The sequence below is a fragment of the Burkholderia sp. SRS-25 genome, assembly GCF_004343765.1.
In the GTDB taxonomy this organism is placed as follows: domain Bacteria; phylum Pseudomonadota; class Gammaproteobacteria; order Burkholderiales; family Burkholderiaceae; genus Burkholderia; species Burkholderia contaminans.
In genome coordinates, this window is sequence record NZ_PTXM01000039.1 from 34,702 (window position 1) to 52,252 (window position 17,551).

Consider the following 17,551-nt stretch of genomic DNA (forward strand, 5'->3'; position numbering starts at 1 on the left):
CGGGCGGTGCCGCCGGGTCGCATCGCTGGCGCGGCAGCAGCGCGCCGCGTGTTATCGGCCGGCGGCGGGATCGGTGACGAAACCGACCTTTGCAATGCCGGCGGCCTGTGCCGCCGACAGCAACTTCGCGATGCTGTCGTAGCGGGCCGCGCGATCGGCCGACAGGCGCACTTCCGGTTGGGGCGTGGCGCGAGCCGCCGCGGCAAGGCGCGCCTGCAGTTCGGCACTCGACACCGGATGCGCGTCCCAGCTCACGCCGCCGCTGGCGTCGATCGCGACATCCACGTGCGGCCCGGGCCGCGCCTCGCGCGCGCTCGCCGCCTGCGGCAGCGTCACGTGCGCGGCGTGATGCAGCACCGGCAACGTCACCATGAACACCACCAGCAGCACGAGCATCACGTCGATCAGCGGCGTCATGTTGATGTCCGCCGCCAGGGCCATCCCGTCGTTGCCACCGGCCGCATCGTCATTCATGCTCGTGCTCCGTCGGGAGCCGGCCGCAGGTCGGCCGGCATTCCGGCCGCGCGTCCGGCGCATGCAGCCGCCGAGGGCCCGCTGCCCGTGAGCAGGAACAGGTGCAGCCCATGCGCGAAGCGGTTCAGGCGCGCGACGATATCGCGCGACAATCGCACCAGCGCGTGATAGCCGAGCACCGCCGGGATCGCGACGCACAGTCCGAATGCCGTCATCACGAGCGCCTCGCCAACCGGCCCGGCCACGCGATCGAGGCTCGCATCGCCGGCGGCACCGAGCGACAGCAGCGCGTGATAGATCCCCCAGACGGTGCCCAGCAGGCCGACGAACGGCGCGGTGCTGCCGATCGACGCGAGCACGCCCAGCCCGCGCTGCATGCGTGCCGCCGATTCGTCGACCGACGTCTTCAGGCTGCGCGACAGCCAGTCGCTCGCGTCGACGCGGTCGTGCAGCCGGTGCCGGCTCGCTTCATGATGCGCGACCGCCGCTTCGCCCGCGCGCACGATATCGATGAACGGCACGCCCTGCACGTCAGGTGCGCGCATCCCGTCGGCGTTCCGCAGCCGGGCTTCCACGTCCCCCGCGCGCCACCGGACGCCAATCAGTTCGATCGACTTGATCACGATCACCGCCCACGACGCGATCGACATCGCGACGAGCGACAGCGCCACCGCATGCGTCATCGCGTCGCCCTGCGCCCATACGTGACCGATTCCGTAGACTGTCATGATGAAGTGTCCTGTCATTCGTCGAGATTGAACGTGATCGGCGCGCGCGCCCGCATGGGCAACGCCGCGCCGTTTTCCACATGCGGCGCGCAGCGGCTCGCCAGCACCGCGTCGCGCGCCGCCGCGTCGAGACGCGGCGAGCCGCTGCCGGCCACGATCCGCGCGGCGACGACCCGGCCTGCCGCGTCGGTTTCGAGTTCGACGAGCGCGGTGCCATGCTCACCCGCGCGCAGCGACTGCGGCGGGTAGTCTGGAGTGACCAGCGCACATTCGGGATGCGCGACGAAGCGCGGTATCGCAGGCGCCGGAGGTGCCGGTGACGCGGCTTGCGTCGGCGTGACACCGGAAGCCGCGTCGACGTGCGGCGCCTCGCGTCGCTCGATCGCCGCCGCGAACGGCACCGGCCGCGGCGGCGCAAGCGCATCACCGACACGCTGCCGGGCGCGAACCGGTGCAACGGGCCCGGCTGGCTGCAACGCGCTGCCCGCTGACGATCGGGCCGCGGCATTCGCCCCACGTGTCGTGTGCGACGCCGCCTTCGGCCGCGTCGCGGCAGTCGCCACCATCGATACCTCCTGCGCCGGTTCCGGCGGAATCAGCGTCGCCACCATCACCTGCCGTTGCACGGGCACGCTTCGCACGGCCGGCTCGCGTGCAAGCAGGACGAATACGCCTGCATGAAGCACGCTCACGACGGCCACGGTCGACGCGACGCACATTCCGCGGCGACGGGAACGATTGCGGGCGAATCGATATGAGCCGCCCGCCGCTCGCGTATCGAAGGCAGCCGTACTCATCGCACCCTCCATCCGGCGTTCAATGATCCTCGCGTGTACGCACCCGATCGCCCATATGAAGAGGATTGCGTATCGATCGCCACGGTCTCCATCGCCTCGCCCTGCCCCGTTCACGCCCGCCGTCTTCGCCGCGCGCCCTCAGCAATCGCACGCGGCTCCGCATTGCGCCAGCGAATTCTCCCGGCTGCGGAAAATCAGCGGCTGCTCGTCGCGCGGCGTGCCACGACGCGCGAATTGCACGGCCTGCTCGACCTGGCCATGGTGCGCGGACTTTTCGCACACCGGATCGGCCTCCTTCGGGTCGCCGGCCAGCAGGTAGGCCTGGCATCGGCATCCACCGTGATCCACATGCCGTTCGTCGCACGTGCGGCACGGCTCGCGCATCCAGCCGTCGCCGCGAAACGCGTTGAACGCGTCGCTGTCGTACCAGATTTCCCGCAGCGACCAGTCGCGCACGTTCGGCAGCGCGAGTCCGGGCAGCGACCGCGCGGCATGACACGGCAATGCGGTGCCGTCCGGCGCTACGCCCAGGAACACCGAGCCCCAGCCGTTCATGCAGGCCTTCGGGCGCCGCTCGAAATAGTCGGGCACGACGAACAGGATCTTGCAGCGCTCGCCCACCAGCTTGCGATAGCGGTTGACCGTTTCCTCGGCCTCGCGCACCTGTTCGACGGTCGGCATCAACTGGTCGCGGTTCAGCATCGCCCACCCGTAATACTGCGTGTTCGCGAGTTCCAGGTAATCGGCGCCGAGGTCGAGCGCCATCTCGATGATCTGTCCCACGTGCGGCAGGTTGTAGCGATGCAGCACGCAGTTGAGCACCATCGGGTAGCCGTGCGCCTTGATCAGCCGCGCAACGCCGCGCTTCAGTTCGAACGTGCGGGTGCTGCTCAGGAAATCGTTCAGCTCGCGCGTCGAATCCTGCAGCGACAACTGGATGTGGTCGAGCCCGGCCGCCTTGAGCCGCTCGATGCGGGCAACGCTCAGCCCGACACCCGACGTGATCAGGTTCGTATAGAAGCCGAGCCCGCGCGCATGCGCGACGAGCGTCTCGAGGTCGTCACGCTGCAGCGGTTCGCCGCCCGAGAAGCCGATCTGTGCGGCGCCAAGCGCGCGCGCATCGCCGATGACCGTGCGCCATGCATCGGTATCGAGTTCCGCGCCGTGCGCCGCGAAGTCGACGGGGTTGTAGCAGAACGCGCAGTGCAGCGGGCAACGGTACGTGAGTTCCGCGAGCAGCCACAGCGGCGCGGATGGACGGGAAGTGTCGGGGGCCATGTCAGTCGAGCCAGCCGCGCAGCCGCGCATGATCGAGGAAACGATAGACGTCGGTCGCGAGATCCGACTGCCTGAACAGGCGCTCGAGTTCGCCGATGATGTCGTCCAGTTCGCGCGTGCCGTCGCAACGCGCGAGAATCTCGCCCGCGCTCGGGTTGAGCTTGACCATGCCCTCCGGATAGAGGAGCACGTAGGCATCCTGGGCCGCCTCCCATTGCAGGCGGTACATGCCACTGAGGCAAGGGCGCAGCGGCACGCCGCTGGCGGCTTCGATCGCGTTCATAGCGGATAGGCCCTTTCGACGGCGTCGAGCATCGACCACAGAATGTCGAGCTTGAATTGCAGGATGCCGAGCGCGCGCTGCTGCGCATCCGGCGTCGTGAAATGCTGCAGCGTGACCGCGAGGCCATGCTCGACGTCGCGCTGCGCGAGCGGCACGCGGCTGCGAAAGTAATGCAGCCCGGCCGGTTCGATCCACGGGTAATGCGACGGCCAGCCCGCGAGGCGGTCGAGATGGATCTGCGGCGCGAACATCTCGGTCAGCGACGAGCACACCGCTTCCTGCCACGGCGCGCGCCGCGCGAAGTTCACGTATGCATCCACTGCGAACCGCACGCCCGGCAACACGTGCTCGAGGGACCACAGTTCGGCGCGCGAGAGACCGCATGCCTCGCCGAGCCGCACCCACGCCTCGATGCCGCCTTCGTTGTCGCCCTGCCCGTCGTGATCGACCAGCCGCTGGATCCAGCGGCGCCGCGTGTCGCGGTCGGGGCAGTTCGACAGGATCGCCGCATCCTTGAGCGGGATGTTGATCTGGTAGTAGAAGCGGTTTGCCACCCAGCCGCGGATCTGCGTGGGCGAACAGGCGCCGCCGTTGAGCCGCCGGTTGAACGGGTGATGGATGTGGTAGCGCGATTCGAGCGCACGCAGGCGCGTCTCGAATTCGGTCGCGGTCCAGGGCGTCGCGTGCAACGCCGTAGCGGGGATCGGTGCGTTCATCGTCAGACCTGGAATTGCATGCCGTCGTGTGCGACGTCGATGCCGTGCGCGCGCAGGTGCGCGTGCTCGACGGAATGCGGATCGAGAATCGGGTTCGTGTTGTTGATGTGCGTGAGCACCTTGCGCGTACGCGCGGGCAGCGTGTCGAGCCAGTCGATCATGCCGGGCCGCCCGTGTTCCGCGCACTGCGCGAGGTGGCCCATGTCGGCTGCGTGCTTGCCCGACAGGCCGAGATCGATCATCTCGGTCCCGGTCCAGAACGTGCCGTCCACCAGCACGAGATCGGCGCCGTCCATGGCCGCACGCACGTCGTCGGTGACCGTCGCGAGCCCCGGCGCATAGAACGCGCGGCGGCCGCTCTCGACGTCTTCGATCGACAGCGCGATGTTGTCCCCGGGCGCGGCCGACGCGCGCCGTGGCGAATAAGGCGGCGCCTTGCTGTCGACGGCAATCGCGGTGAAACGGATGCCGCGCGCGGCAGGCACTTCGAATGGCTCGCCGGGCACGATCGTATGCGCGGCGACGCCGCAGTAATGGCCGAGCAGCGGCACGAGCGGCAAGCCGGTCGACAGGTCGTCGAGCACCGGCGCGCTCGCATAGAGCGGCAGCGGCGTCGAGCGCTCGCGCAGCATCAGCAGGCCCGTCACGTGATCGATCTGCGCATCGCACAGCACGACCGCGGCGATGCCGCTGTCGCGGATCGCGCGCGCCGGTTGCAGGTCCGGATCCGCGCGCAACTGGGAAAGAATGTCGGGCGACGCGTTGACGAGGACCCAGTCGATGCCGTCGTCGCTGACCGCGATCGACGACTGCGTGCGCGGCAGTACGTGGCCGCTTCCGCTGCGCGCACGGCGGCAGTTCGCGCAATTGCAGTTCCATTGCGGCAAGCCGCCGCCGGCTCCCGAGCCGAGTATCTTGATCTTCATGGGCGTCAGCTCCCGAGGCCGCCCGCGCCGATCACGGCGAAACGGGCGGCACGCACGGCGATCAGCGGTTGGCGATGTACATCGTGATTTCGAAGCCGAAGCGCAGGTCGGTGTAAGACGGTGTCGTCCACTGCATGATGTTGTCTCCTGATCGAGTTGATGAGTTGATGCGTTGCGTGGTGAGTCGAACAACCGCGGAAATCGGGCGGTCGGTTCCTCTTCAGCAAGGAGCGTGCCGAAACCTCGCGTCGGCCGTCCGGCGGCCGCATAAGGCCGTCGTTCGGGCATCGGAATGCCATCCTTACGAATAGCCGACAGGATTCGCGCACGCGTGATCCTCCGCCCCCGCGGCGCGGTGTGCGAGGGGTGTGACAGGTGTTGAATCGTTGAACACCGGTGTTGCAACTTGACACACCGGTTGTGACAGGACGCGCGCGGTGCGCCGGCCGGGATCCCGCGGCCGGCGCGTCAGTTCTCGTCCGACGGGCGGCGCTCCGTGTCGGCGGCCGGCATCTTCCGGTAGATCGTGTTGCGCGAGACACCGAGCGCGCGCGCCGCGGCGGACACGTTGCCGCCATGGCGCGCGAGCGCGGCGGCGATCGCGGACGCCGCGACGTCCTGCAGGCGCGCGTCGGCCGGCGGGAGCGCATCCGCGACGCACGGTCCGGCAGACGGCTCGTGCATGACCTGGGCGGCCTGCGCATCGCCGCGGCGCAGGTCGTCGAAGAAATCGTCCGGCAGATGCTCGCGCCGGATTTCGCCATCGTCGTCGACCATCGCCGCCGCCGTGCGCAACAAGTTGCCGAGCTGGCGGAAGTTGCCGGGCCAGGTGCAGCGCACGAACAGCGCCATCACGTCCGGCGCGACGGACAGCGGCGGCCGGCCCGGCCCCGCGAACGCCTCGCGTTGCAGCATCTTCTGCACGACCACCGCAAGATCCGTGCGGTCGCGCAACGGCGGCAGGCGCACCACGAGGCCGTTCAGCCGGTAGTAGAGATCTTCGCGAAAGCGATTCTGCGCGATCATGTCGCGCAGGTCGCGGTGCGTCGCGCAAATGATCGCGATGTCCACGGCAATCGTCTTCGTCGAGCCGAGCGGGTTGACGAGGCGCTCCTGCAGCACGCGCAGCAGCCGCACCTGCAACGGATACGGCATGTCGCCGATTTCGTCGAGGAACAGCGTGCCGCCGTTCGCCTGCAGCAGCTTGCCGATCGCGCCCTTGCGGCGCGCGCCGGTGAATGCGCCCTCCTCATAGCCGAACAGCTCGGACTCGATCAGCGTCTCCGGAATCGATGCGCAGTTGACCGCAACGAACGGCGCGTCGCGCCGCGGCGAGTCGTTGTGGATCGCCTGCGCGAGCAGTTCCTTGCCGGTGCCGGTTTCGCCGGTGATCAGGATCGGGATGTCCTTGCCGATCACCTTGCGCACCTTCGCGATCACGCAGGCGACCTGCGAATCGCCGGTGTCGAGATAGTTGAGCCGCGACAGGCCGGCCGACGTGCCGGCGGCCGGCGCCGGCACTGCAGTCGCACGCGCGGCCGGCGCAAGCGCATCGTGGACGTCCGTCGGCCGGCTGCCTTCGGCGAGCGTCGCGCGCCGGAAGTGCACGCGCGCGCACACTACCGCGCCGTTGCCGAGATTCAGCGTCAGGTGCCGGTCGGTGCTCGCGCGCATGCGGTCGATCAGCTGCGCGCTCGTGACGTCGAACAGCGACGACAGCGTATGCGCGCGCAGCGCGGCGAGCGGCATGCCGAGCTGGAACTGCGCGCTGCGATTGGCCGACAGGAAGCGGCCGTCGGCGGTAAACGCGACGATTCCCTCCATCAGCGTGCCGAGGAATTCAGGACGGCCATGGAACGACACCTGCAGCGTTTCCTGAAAGGTCGTCGTAAACAGATGATTCTCGATCATCTGCACCGACATCTTCGCGAGCGCCATCGTGTGCTGGTGATAGCTGCGATGGTCGCCCGTCACGTCGAGCACGCCGATCGCATCGCCGTACGGATCGAGGATCGGCACGCTCGAACAGGTCAGGAAGCGGTTCGCCGCCAGGAAGTGCTGGTCGCCGTGGACGACCATCGGGCACAGTTCGGCAAGTGCCGTCCCGATCGCATTGGTGCCCTGCCGGTTCTCCGCCCAGTTCGCACCCGGGCGCAGCGCGACCTTCTCCGCGCGACGCAGGAAATCGTCGTCGCCGATCGAATGCAGGATCAGACCTTCGGCGTCGGTCAGCACGATCATGCTCTGCGTGTTGACGATCTGCTCGTGCAGCGTTTCCATCACCGGCATCGCGTGCACGCACAGCACCCGGCTCTGCTCGCGCTTGAGCACCAGCGCCGAGCTCGGCAACACATCGTAGTCGGGCCGGGCCGATACCTGCAGGCCGAATGTCTCGGACCGCTCGTGGGCTTTCTGAATCGACGGCGCGGGCCAGCCGGCGGGATGCGCGGCCCGTGTTCCGGCCGCCTGCTCTACGTCATCGCGCATTGTCTCCTCCGGGGATCCTTCCGGTCATTTGCCGGACTCTTTGCCGTCTTTGCAAGCAAGCATCGGGCCACGCCAGCGTCACCGCCCGAACTGAAAGCAGGACGTAATGAACGATCCGGGCACACCCGTGCATGTGCGCTGCGCAACAGGCCGGCTTCGTGATACCGCGATTTCCGGACGCGTGACTACCCGTGCGAATCCCGATCTTCGCGGCTGGCGCGTTTCTGGCTTTGTCGCAGGTCAAGCCCAGCGGCCGCCCGGACATCCATGCGGCCGCGTGACGGTTGCGCCGACTCCACACCGAGCCTTATCGACATGACACGCCGCCCGAATCGATCCACGCCGTCGCCCGCGATGCGGGCGTTGCCCGATACACCGGCGCCGCCCGCCGTCCCCGCCGTCCGCCGCCTGCGGCGCGATGCCCAATCGATCGCGTTCGCCGTGGCCGGCGCCGCGCACGGCCACCCGGTCGTCGTGCTGCACGGCGGGCCCGGCAGCGGCAGCCAGGCCGGCATCCTGAGGCTGTTCGACCTGACCCGCGTGCGCGTCGTACTCGTCGACCAGCGCGGTGCAGGGGCCTCCGCGCCGCGCGGCGGCACGCGCCACAACAGCACCGCGCGGCTGATCGCCGACCTGGAGGCAGTACGCGAACAGCTCGGCATTGCGCGCTGGGGCGTCGTCGGTGGATCGTGGGGCGCCGCGCTCGCACTCGCCTATGCGGGCACGCATCCCGCGCGGGTGACCGGCGTCGTACTGCGCGGCCTGTTCCTGACGTCGCCACGCGAGGTCCGCCGACTGTTCACGACGTCGCGCACGCGAGCGCCCCGCGAATGGCGGCGCCTGCATGCGGCGGCCGGCGGCGGCCACGCGGAGCGACTGCTGTCGCGCTGCGCGCGGCGGCTGCGCCGCGGCGCAAGCGTGGCACACCAGCGCGCAGTGGCGCTCGCGTGGCACGCGTACGAAAACGCCGTCCTCGCCTCGGCGCGGACGCGCCGCTCGCCTGCGCGGGCGATCCGCTCGGAGAAGACTGTTCGCAGGCTGATCGACAAATACCGGATCCAGGCACACTACCTGCAGCGCGGCTGCTGGCTCGGCGAGCGCAGCGTGCTTGCGCTTGCGCGTCGGGCGGCGCGGGCGGGGGTGCCGCTGTTCGCCGCGCACGGGATGCACGACCCCGTGTGCCCGGCCGCCAACGTCGTTCGCCTCGCGCGTGCCGCACCCGAGGTGGTGATCGAACGCGTGCATGCCGGGCATCTCGCAAGCGACCCGGCGTTGGCACACAGCGTCGCACGCGCCGTGGCAACGATGTTCGCGGCGTCAGCGTTCATGTGATCGCGGAAGCCGCGCAACCTGCGCCTGTTCACGCCATGACGCGACGACCGGCGCGGCCGCGCCACGCTCAATCCCACGCATAGCGCACACCGATCCACGCACCGCGCGGCGCACCCGGCCCGACGAACTGTTCGTTCACCGGATTGGCGCCGTCGAACGTGTGATTCGGTCCGTTGAAGAAGTTCTGGCCGAGCGCACCGAAGCTCGCATAGCGCTTGTCGAACAGGTTCGTCACGCTGGCGAATACCTCGAACCGCTTCGTGATCCGGTAGCGCATGTCGAGATCGACGAGCACGTAGCCCGCGAGCCTGCCGTTCACGTCCTGGTTGTTCTCGTCGCCGCGCGCATACACGCCGCTGCGCCACGTGACGTTCGCGCCGATATCCCATGCGGGCGTCGCCGCGTAGTCGAGCCTCAGCTTCACTGTGTGCGCGGGAATGCCGGGCATGCGGTCGCCGGACTTGACCGTCACGTTGCCGTTCGCATCGGCCGACGAATTCGCCGGGCTGTGTTCGGTCCACGACGAACGGTAGGTCGCATCCACATAGCTGTACGACAGCCCGACACCGAACGGCCCGAGCCGCGTGCGGCCCGCCAGTTCGATACCCTGCCGCCGCGTATCGCCGACATTGCGGAAATAGCCCTGCGCGCTTGTCGGACTGCTGATGAACTGGATGTCGTCGGTCAGTGTCGTGCGGTAGGCCGCGGCGCTCCAGGTCGTCGCGGCGCCGATGCGGCCGCGCACGCCGGCTTCGAACGTCTTCGAGATCACCGGCTTGAGCGCCGGATCGGCGATGAAGTCGTTCGGCAGCGAACACGGCGCGGAAGGGTCTGCGCATGCCAGCTCGATCGCGGTCGGTGAACGCATGCCTTCGTTGTACGCCGCATACGCGGTGAAGCCCGGGACCGGGTTCCAGTTCAGCCCGACCGCCGGATTGAAGCGCGAGAACGTATGGTTGCCGTCGAGCAGCGGCTGCACGCCGCTCTCGTCGCCGATCTGCGCTTTCGACCAGTCGTAGCGGCCCGACAGCGTCAGCGTCCAGTGCGGCGTCAGCGACAGTGCGTCGCTCAGGTACACGCCGACGTTCGCGTTGCGCGTCTTCGCGCGGGTCTGCTGGACGAAATCGCCGACGCCGATCGCCGCGCGCGTATCGGTGAAATACGCGTCCTGCGACGACGCGACGTAGCTGGAATTCGCGACATCGGCCGCGACGCCCGCAATCAGCCGGTTGGCCATCCCGCCGAGCTTGCCGAGCAGCGTGAGCTGCACGCTGCCGCCGTAGCTGTCGGTAACGATCGTCGACCGCGCATTGCTGCCCTGCACCGTGTCGACCGTGCCGTCGTCGCCGGTCGATCCGTAATCCGTATTGTTGTTGCTGCTCGTATTGGCGTTTCGCAGGTGCCGATAGTACGCGTTGCCGCTCAGCTCGACGTGCTCGCCGAAGAACCGGTCGCCCGACAGCGTCAGGTAGCCGGCGCTGTTGCGGTTCTGGTCCGGATACGTATACGCCTGCTTCGGGTTGCCGAGGAACGAGCGCGGAATCGTCTGGGTGCCGTATAGCGTGTTGTCCGCGCCGCCGCCGGCGATCGACAGCGTCGTGTCCGCATCGGTGTAGCGCAGCTTGCCGAACGCCTGGCGCACGCGACTCGCGTTGTGGTCGGCCCAGCCGCCATCGTTCGCGACGTTCGCGGTTGCGTAGTAGTCGAGGTTCGCGCCGATCGTCCCGCCCTGCTCGATGCTGGCGGTCTTGCGCCCCCACGAGCCGCCCGACACCTCCGCTTCGCCGCCCGGGTTCGTCTTGCCGTCCTTCGTCGTGATCGCGAGTGCACCGCCGAGCGTATTGCGTCCGTATGCCGGATTGGAGCCCGGAATCAGCTGCACCCGATCGATCGCTTGCGCGGGCAGGATGTCCCAGTTCACGACGTCGCCGAACGGCTCGTTCACGCGCACGCCGTCGACGAACACCGACAACCCCTGCGGCGTGCCGAGCAGCGGCGACGCGGTGAAGCCGCGATAGTTGACGTCCGTCTGGTAAGGGTTGCCCTGCGCCTCCGAGATCGTCACGCTCTGCAGGTTTGCGGCGAAGAAGTCGGTCAGCGTCGCACGGTGCTGTGCGTCGAGTTCCGCACCGCGCACCGTCTGCACGTTTGCCGGCACCTTCGACAGCGGCGTGCCGATTCCGAGCAGCGGCGTCGTGCCGACGACGACCACCGCCGGCAACATCACGGCCGACGCTTGCGACGCGATGGCGGCGGCAGGCGGCGCGGCACCCTCCGCCTGCTGCTGCGCACGCGCGCTGCCGGGCGACAGCCCGGCGAGCGCAAGCGCACCGATGGCCGTGCCGACGCATCGCGCCCGCCGGCCGCCTCGCATCGCGCTGCGCCGCCCGGCTGCCTTTGGCCTCCTGATCATTTCCGTTGTCTCCGTATTTTTATGTTCCGCCGGATCGTGCAATGCACCGCGCGGCGATGTGGTGTCGAGAAGCGCGCGTGCGAGAACCATGCCAGCGCTGCCTGCACGGCGCATCGGTTCCGCGCGGCATGGAAGCGTGCGACGGCCCACCTGTCCCGCGTGCTGCGTCACCTGTCATGTTTGGCAACACTTCATGCACGGCGGTGTACCTGAATGCAACACCTTCGGGGATGCCGGAGCCCGGCGTGTTCGACGGCGCATCGCGCGCGCTGCGCCGGTATGCCGCGCCGCGCGGGCTTCGCACCGCGATGGCATGCGACTTGCGTAACGGGCAGGGCACTCGGCCCGGATTCCCAACCGTGCCGGCGCGATCAACCGTTCGCGGCGGTGCGACCACAATGACTCAGGAGACAACCATGAAGAAATTCTCGGCTTCAGCGAGCCGGCTGGCGACGATCGGAATCGCGGTGGCAGCCGCCGTCGCGCTGAACCCCGGCCTCGTCGAAGCGGCCGCGGACTACCCGGCCGTGACCTACCAGCGCCTGACCGATGCACATGGCGATCCCGGCTGGCTGACCTACTACCGCACCTACGACGGCCGCTCGCATTCGCCGCTCAAGCAGATCGACACGTCGAACGCGAAGGATCTCAAGCAGGTGTGGGCCTACAAGTTCCCCGCCGACCTGAAGCAGGGCTTCGAGGCCACGCCGATCATCAACGGCAACTATCTGTTCGTGACGACGCCGAAGGACAACGTCTATGCATTCGACGCGAAGACAGGCAAGCAGCTGTGGAAATACGAGCCGAAGCTCGGCGCCGCGTCGTTCAAGACCGCGTGCTGCGACGTCGTGAACCGCGGCGTCGCGCTGTACGGCAAGAACGTCTACGTCGCGATGTTGAGCGGCGAAGTCGCGGCGCTCGATGCGCAGACCGGCAATCTCGTGTGGAAGAAGCAGATGTTCGAGCCGGGCCTCGGTTACGCATTCTCGCTCGCGCCGCTCGCGCTCGACGGCGCGATCGTCGTCGGCACGTCGGGAGGCGAATACGGCATTCGCGGCTATATCGTCGCGCTCAATCCGGAGAACGGCTCCGAAGTCTGGAAACGCTACACGATCCCCGCTTCCGGCGAAAAGGGCGCGGAAACCTGGCCCGACGGCATGCAGAGCCACGGCGGTGGCGCGGCGTGGCTCACCGGCACCTACGACGCCGCATCCCGCACGCTGTACTGGGGTGTCGGCAACCCGGGCCCGTGGCTCGCGGCGCTGCGCCCCGGCGACAACCTGTATTCCGACTCGCTGCTTGCGCTCGACGCGAAGAACGGCAACCTGAAGTGGCACTACCAGTACACGAACAACGACACGTGGGACTACGACGGCGTGAACGCGGCCGTGCTTGCGGACATCAAGTACAAAGGCAAGGACTACGACGCGATCATCCACGCGGACCGCAACGGCTTCTTCCACGCGATCGACCGCACGACCGGCAAGCTGATCTATGCGACGCCGTTCGTGAAGGCGTTGTCGGTCACCGGCTACACGGCCGACGGCAAGCCGATCCAGGATGCATCGAAGTTCCCGAAGGCCGGCACGACGATCGAAACGTGCCCGAGCTTCCTCGGCGGCAAGAACTGGTGGTCGATCTCCTATGACCAGGAACGCAACATCGCGGTCGTGCCCGCGCTGCATGCGTGCATGAGTCTCACCGGCAAGTCGGTCAGCTACATGGAGGGCCTGCCGTACCTCGGCGAAGGCTTCGAGATCAAGCCCGAACCGGGCAGCGAGGGCTACGGCGAACTGACGGCCATCGACGTGAACACCGGCAAGAAGCTGTGGAGCCACTGGTCGAAGAAGCCGTGGAACGGCGGCGTCGCGACCACCGCGAGCGGTCTCGCGTTCAGCGGCTCGCTCGACGGCCACCTGTATGCGTTCGACACGGCGACCGGCAAGGTGCTCTGGGAAAGCCCGCAACTGGCGAGCGGCATCATCTCCCAGCCGTCGGTGTATGAGGTCGACGGCAAGGAATACGTCGCCGTGCTGGCCGGTTACGGCGGCGCGAACCCGATCTGGGGCGGCCCGATGGCCGACATCGCGAAGGACGTTCCGCGCGGCGGCACGCTCTACGTGTTCGCGCTCGACTGACCAGGCGCCAGGCCCGAGTCGCGCCCGCATGCGCCCGATGCGGGCGCGACGCCCTCCCCGCTTCCACCGGACACAGGATCATGAATACTCGTCTCACTTCCGTTACCGTCGCCAGTCTGCTCGCCGTGGGCGTGGCGCTGACACCGGCAACCGCGTCGGCCGGCGTGCGCATCTGCACGCTGCCCGGCAGCCCGACCACGGCACTCGACCGATCCGTTGCACGCGAAGTGTTCCGCACCGCAGGCATCGTCGCGACGTTCAACAAGCGCGGCGTCGACGACGATGGCGGCGACGACGGCATCTCCGCCGGCGAGCTGAAGAAATCGCTCGAACGCGACTGCGACGTGATCGCCGGCTTCCCACGCTCGGAAATCGCCGATGCATCGGGATCGAAAATGACGTTCTCGCAAGGCTATCTGCGCGCCGGATACGTCAGCGTGTCGCTGCTCGACGCGCAGGCCTCGTCCGGCGCCAAGGAAACGATCGCGGCCACGTACGGCAGCCCGTCTCAACTGATCGCCGCCCAGCAGGCGAACGCCCGCTTCGACCTCGAAGACACGAGCGAGAAGACGATCGGCGCGGTCGCCGCGGGCCGTGCCCAGCGCGCGATCGTCTGGTATCCGAGCGTCGTAGCGTACGAGCGAGCGCACCCGCGCCAACGGTTCCGGGTCGCGGCGACTTCCTCGCCCTACTCCATCTGGCAACTGTCGTTCGCATTCGGGCCGGGCAAGGACGCATTGCAAAAGCGCGTCGACGCAACACTGTCCCGCATGAGCGGCGATGGCCGCCTCGCCTCGCTCACGCGCGGTTGGGCGCTTCCGGACACGGTCGCGCAAGCCGCCGCCGCGCGTGCGCCCGGCCGGTTTCTCGACGGCGCGATCGCGTCCGCACCATCCATGCCGGCAAGGAGCGGCTTCATCAAGGTATCGGCCAGCGAAGGCAGCGAGATGCCGTCGTTCGACCAGGCGCAGGTCCAGCATGGCAAGAAGCTCTACGGCGACGCCTGCGCGAAATGTCACGGCGACCAGCTCGAAGGCAATACCGCTCCCGCGCTGAGCGGGGAATCCTTCGCCCCCGAAGGCAAGTCGCACATCACGGTCGGCGGCATCTTCCAGTACATGTCGAACAACATGCCGGCCGATCGCCCCGGCAAGATGACGGCACAGGAATACGAGGACGTGATGGCGTTCCTGCTTTACTCGAACGGCTATGACGCGTCCAAAAGCAAGCTGACCGCCGATGCCGCCACCGCGTCGAAGGCGCCGCTCATCGCCGGACCGCGCAAGTAACTTCCCCGCCCGCTTTCGTTTCGACCGACCGACCGCCGCGCCGGGCAGCATGCCCGGCGCGCGGGCCCGGCTTCATCTTTTTATTTCATTCAGGACAACGCCATGATCTCCTCCAATCGCCGAACCTTCTTCGTCCAGGCGGCCGGCCTGTGCGCCGCACTCGCAGCCGGCACCCGCGCATTCGCAGCCCCGCCGCCCGTCGATGAAAACGACGCGGCCGCGAAGACGCTCGGCTACCGCGCCAAAGCCACGACCGTCGACGCGGGCAAGTTCCCGAAATACCAGGCCGGCCAGACCTGTTCGAACTGCCGCTTCTACAAGGCCGCCGCGGGTGAATCCTTCGGCACGTGCCCGATGTTCGCGGGCAAGACGGTTGCCGCCGAAGGCTGGTGCAACGTCTATGCAAAGCTCGCTTGATCCCGGGGCCGCGCGCGGACGCGACAGCGCACCGCGTCGCGCCACGGATGCCGAACACGCGGCCCATCTGCATGCGTTGATCGCGCTGGGCATCGATCGCGGTTACGTGACGCACGGCGAAATCGCCGACGCGTTGCCCGACGATGCGGCGGAACGCACGGACGTCGACGCGGCCGCGGCGACGCTCCGCGCGCTCGGCATCGAGGTGCGCGCGCATGCCGGCTCGCGTACCGCGTGGACACTCGACCGTCATTTCGCGCAGGCGCCGGAAGTCACGCTGCGGCTCGCGGACGCATCGGCGCCGCTCGCGCCCGACGATCTGATCACGGGCCGGACCAACGATCCGGTCCGGCTCTATCTGCGGGACATGAGCGCGACGCCGCTCCTCGACCGCCACGAAGAGATCGCGCTCGCGCTTCACCTGGAAAGCGGCCGCGCGGCATGCATCGACGCATTGAGCCGGGATCCGGAGGCACTCGCCGGCATCGCCGCGATCGCAGACGACATCCGCGCCGGCAAGGTCGCGGCGTCGGTCTACGTGACGGGGTTCGCCGGGAACGCCGAATGGCTCACGCAAGCGCCCGTGATGCCGCCCGACGATTCGCACGACGATTCGCCCGGGAACGACACGGCGCCCGACCCCGCCATGGAATCGGGCGACACCGGCCTCTCGCCGGACAGCCCGGCGTGGCGCGATGCGGTTGCCGAATCGCTGGAGCGCGCCAGCGCGCTGGCACCGGCGATGCGGCACGCGTTGCACGCCGACGGGTTCGCGTCGGCCCGTTATCGCGCGCTGATTCGCGAAGCTGCCGCGGTGACCGGCAGGATCCGCTTCACGTCGCGCGCGATCGAGCGCATCGGTCATGCGAACGTTGAGCGCGCCACCCGGGCGCGCCAGGTCGAAAAACGGCTCGTCGATACGCTGGCCGCATCAGGCATACGCACCGGATCGACGCGCTGCGACCGCTTCGCGCCGTGCGACGACGCGCACGCCTGGCTGCGCGCCTGCATCGCCGCGCATCCCGAATGCGCCGCCGCCGTCGCCCGCCACACACCGGCGCTGATCGATGCGCGCATCGCGCTTGCCCGCCTCGCCGGCCAGTCGCCGCTGCCGCTCACCATCGCGGTCGCGCTCGACGCGCGGCTGTCGCGTATCGAGCGTGCGATGCAACCCGCGAGAACGAAACTGTTCCGCAGCAATCTGCGGCTCGTCGTATCCATCGCCAAACGGTATCCCGATCGCGGCCTGCCGTTCCTCGACCTGATCCAGGAAGGCAATATCGGCCTCTTGAAGGCCGTCGATCGCTACGACCACCGGCGCGGCTTCAAATTCTCGACGTATGCGACCTGGTGGGTCCGGCAGGCGATCACGCACGCGCTCGCCGATCAGGGCCGCACGATACGGGTGCCCGCCCATACGGTCGATGCGCTCAACAAGCTGTCGCGGCTCGCGCTGACGCACCGGCAGCGCACCGGCGATGTCGCCGACGCGCCGGCACTCTCCGCGCAGATGCAACTGCCCGTCGACAAGGTACGCGAACTGATGCGCGTCGTGCGCGAGCCCGTCTCCGCCGACTCGCCCGTTTCGCCCGATCACGACCTCACGTTGTGCGACGTCACGATCGATCCCGATGCGCCGAACCCGGAAGACGCCGCGAGCGCCGGCCAGCTTCGCTCCGCGGTGGCGGCGCTGATCGACAGCCTGCCCGCGCGCGAAGCATGGATTCTTCGCCTGAGGTACGGCATCGACGTGGACAGCGAGTATTCGCTGCGCGAGATCGGCCGCCAACTGAACCTGTCGGCCGAACGCGTTCGCCAGATCGAGGTGGCGGCGCTCGAGCGCATCCGGCAATTCGGACACGCGCCGGCGCTGCGATCGCTGCTCGCCTGACGCGGCGGTACCGGCAGCCTTTCCAGCTTCACGCCAATGCTCAGGACTGCAACACACCCTGCTGCATTTCTGAACGACCGGCCGCATCGTGTTGCCGTGCACGCCGTGGTCCGCCGGTAACGATCGTTCGGCACGCGCCCCGGCTGCCGCGGTTGTCGCCGCCGGCGCGCGTCGATCGCCGATGCTGGCATGCATGTTGCGTTTTCCGGAACACCGTCAGGCATCACAAGAACGCAAGGAGACACGCTTGTCCAAGATTGAATCGGTTCTTCACGAAACCCGTCAGTTTGCGCCGCCCGCGGCGCTCGAACAGGCGGCGACCATTTCCGGCATGCCGGCCTATCGTGCGCTCGCCGCCGAAGCCGAAAGCGATTACGAAGGA

At 68.3% G+C, this 17,551-nt stretch carries 15 protein-coding genes and 1 pseudogene; 6 read left to right on the top strand and 10 right to left on the bottom strand.

Annotated elements, in window-relative coordinates:
• Positions 1-51: 51 nt before the first annotated feature.
• The 9 genes from C5O79_RS36295 to C5O79_RS36335 form a co-directional block, all read right to left on the bottom strand.
• Positions 52-474 (bottom strand): biopolymer transporter ExbD, encoded by a 423-nt coding sequence (locus C5O79_RS36295; protein ID WP_047849500.1) that lies wholly within the window; start codon positions 472-474, stop codon positions 52-54.
• Entirely contained in the window at positions 471-1,202 is a 732-nt protein-coding gene (locus tag C5O79_RS36300; protein ID WP_047849499.1) for a MotA/TolQ/ExbB proton channel family protein, read from the bottom strand. Before C5O79_RS36300 ends, C5O79_RS36295 begins: the two co-directional genes overlap by 4 nt.
• 14 nt (positions 1,203-1,216) lie before the next feature.
• Positions 1,217-1,894, bottom strand: coding sequence for an energy transducer TonB (locus C5O79_RS36305; RefSeq protein ID WP_160310344.1), 678 nt, complete (start codon positions 1,892-1,894; stop codon positions 1,217-1,219).
• Positions 1,895-2,137: 243 nt separating this feature from the next.
• A complete protein-coding gene (pqqE, locus tag C5O79_RS36310) occupies positions 2,138-3,277 on the bottom strand; it encodes a pyrroloquinoline quinone biosynthesis protein PqqE (protein WP_124619740.1) in 1,140 nt (379 codons plus the stop codon).
• A gap of 1 nt (position 3,278) precedes the next feature.
• Positions 3,279-3,560, bottom strand: coding sequence for a pyrroloquinoline quinone biosynthesis peptide chaperone PqqD (gene pqqD, locus C5O79_RS36315; RefSeq protein WP_039369440.1), 282 nt, complete (start codon positions 3,558-3,560; stop codon positions 3,279-3,281).
• Complete coding sequence (gene pqqC, locus C5O79_RS36320; protein WP_039369437.1) at positions 3,557-4,276, bottom strand: pyrroloquinoline-quinone synthase PqqC; 720 nt, start codon at positions 4,274-4,276, stop codon at positions 3,557-3,559. The genes pqqD and pqqC overlap by 4 nt, the downstream gene beginning before the upstream one ends.
• Before the next feature lie 2 nt (positions 4,277-4,278).
• Positions 4,279-5,202: a pyrroloquinoline quinone biosynthesis protein PqqB gene (pqqB, locus tag C5O79_RS36325; RefSeq protein WP_046549649.1), complete on the bottom strand. Its 924-nt coding sequence runs from the start codon at positions 5,200-5,202 to the stop codon at positions 4,279-4,281.
• Positions 5,203-5,263: 61 nt separating this feature from the next.
• Positions 5,264-5,338, bottom strand: coding sequence for a pyrroloquinoline quinone precursor peptide PqqA (gene pqqA / locus C5O79_RS36330; RefSeq protein WP_006485436.1), 75 nt, complete (start codon positions 5,336-5,338; stop codon positions 5,264-5,266).
• A 332-nt stretch (positions 5,339-5,670) separates the two neighbouring features.
• Positions 5,671-7,689, bottom strand: coding sequence for a sigma-54-dependent Fis family transcriptional regulator (locus C5O79_RS36335; protein WP_131932247.1), 2,019 nt, complete (start codon positions 7,687-7,689; stop codon positions 5,671-5,673).
• A gap of 315 nt (positions 7,690-8,004) precedes the next feature.
• Between C5O79_RS36335 and C5O79_RS36340 the strand changes: the two genes are divergently transcribed.
• A complete protein-coding gene (locus C5O79_RS36340; RefSeq protein ID WP_124619738.1) occupies positions 8,005-9,021 on the top strand; it encodes an alpha/beta fold hydrolase in 1,017 nt (338 codons plus the stop codon).
• A gap of 67 nt (positions 9,022-9,088) precedes the next feature.
• On the opposite strand, the gene C5O79_RS36345 is transcribed toward C5O79_RS36340, so the two are convergent.
• The gene (locus tag C5O79_RS36345; protein ID WP_131932249.1) at positions 9,089-11,434 is read right to left on the bottom strand and encodes a TonB-dependent receptor; all 2,346 of its coding nucleotides are present in this window, start codon (positions 11,432-11,434) and stop codon (positions 9,089-9,091) included.
• A 416-nt stretch (positions 11,435-11,850) separates the two neighbouring features.
• Here C5O79_RS36345 and C5O79_RS36350 point away from each other — a divergent pair, with 416 nt between their 5' ends.
• The 5 genes and pseudogenes from C5O79_RS36350 to C5O79_RS36370 form a co-directional block, all read left to right on the top strand.
• Positions 11,851-13,572, top strand: a complete 1,722-nt coding sequence (locus tag C5O79_RS36350; RefSeq protein ID WP_122476672.1) for a methanol/ethanol family PQQ-dependent dehydrogenase — start codon at positions 11,851-11,853, stop codon at positions 13,570-13,572.
• 80 nt (positions 13,573-13,652) lie between these two features.
• The gene (locus C5O79_RS36355) at positions 13,653-14,861 is read left to right on the top strand and encodes a c-type cytochrome (RefSeq protein ID WP_122476675.1); all 1,209 of its coding nucleotides are present in this window, start codon (positions 13,653-13,655) and stop codon (positions 14,859-14,861) included.
• 102 nt (positions 14,862-14,963) lie between these two features.
• Positions 14,964-15,278 (top strand): high-potential iron-sulfur protein, encoded by a 315-nt coding sequence (locus C5O79_RS36360; RefSeq protein ID WP_046549654.1) that lies wholly within the window; start codon positions 14,964-14,966, stop codon positions 15,276-15,278.
• A complete protein-coding gene (locus C5O79_RS36365) occupies positions 15,235-17,169 on the top strand; it encodes a sigma-70 family RNA polymerase sigma factor (protein ID WP_240687937.1) in 1,935 nt (644 codons plus the stop codon). Before C5O79_RS36360 ends, C5O79_RS36365 begins: the two co-directional genes overlap by 44 nt.
• A 247-nt stretch (positions 17,170-17,416) precedes the next feature.
• A pseudogene (locus C5O79_RS36370) lies at positions 17,417-17,551 on the top strand (AMP-dependent synthetase); the annotation flags it as partial.

What these genes read in the sequence shown, in the direction of transcription:
- pqqE (WP_124619740.1), bottom strand. Translation starts at nt 3,277, where the DNA reads ATGGCCCCCGACACTTCCCGTCCATCCGCGCCGCTGTGGCTGCTCGCG.
- C5O79_RS36300 (WP_047849499.1), bottom strand. Translation starts at nt 1,202, where the DNA reads ATGACAGTCTACGGAATCGGTCACGTATGGGCGCAGGGCGACGCGATG.
- C5O79_RS36335 (WP_131932247.1), bottom strand. Translation starts at nt 7,689, where the DNA reads ATGCGCGATGACGTAGAGCAGGCGGCCGGAACACGGGCCGCGCATCCC.
- pqqC (WP_039369437.1), bottom strand. Translation starts at nt 4,276, where the DNA reads ATGAACGCACCGATCCCCGCTACGGCGTTGCACGCGACGCCCTGGACC.
- C5O79_RS36295 (WP_047849500.1), bottom strand. Translation starts at nt 474, where the DNA reads ATGAATGACGATGCGGCCGGTGGCAACGACGGGATGGCCCTGGCGGCG.
- C5O79_RS36340 (WP_124619738.1), top strand. Translation starts at nt 8,005, where the DNA reads ATGACACGCCGCCCGAATCGATCCACGCCGTCGCCCGCGATGCGGGCG.
- C5O79_RS36345 (WP_131932249.1), bottom strand. Translation starts at nt 11,434, where the DNA reads ATGATCAGGAGGCCAAAGGCAGCCGGGCGGCGCAGCGCGATGCGAGGC.
- pqqB (WP_046549649.1), bottom strand. Translation starts at nt 5,202, where the DNA reads ATGAAGATCAAGATACTCGGCTCGGGAGCCGGCGGCGGCTTGCCGCAA.
- C5O79_RS36360 (WP_046549654.1), top strand. Translation starts at nt 14,964, where the DNA reads ATGATCTCCTCCAATCGCCGAACCTTCTTCGTCCAGGCGGCCGGCCTG.
- pqqD (WP_039369440.1), bottom strand. Translation starts at nt 3,560, where the DNA reads ATGAACGCGATCGAAGCCGCCAGCGGCGTGCCGCTGCGCCCTTGCCTC.
- C5O79_RS36355 (WP_122476675.1), top strand. Translation starts at nt 13,653, where the DNA reads ATGAATACTCGTCTCACTTCCGTTACCGTCGCCAGTCTGCTCGCCGTG.
- C5O79_RS36350 (WP_122476672.1), top strand. Translation starts at nt 11,851, where the DNA reads ATGAAGAAATTCTCGGCTTCAGCGAGCCGGCTGGCGACGATCGGAATC.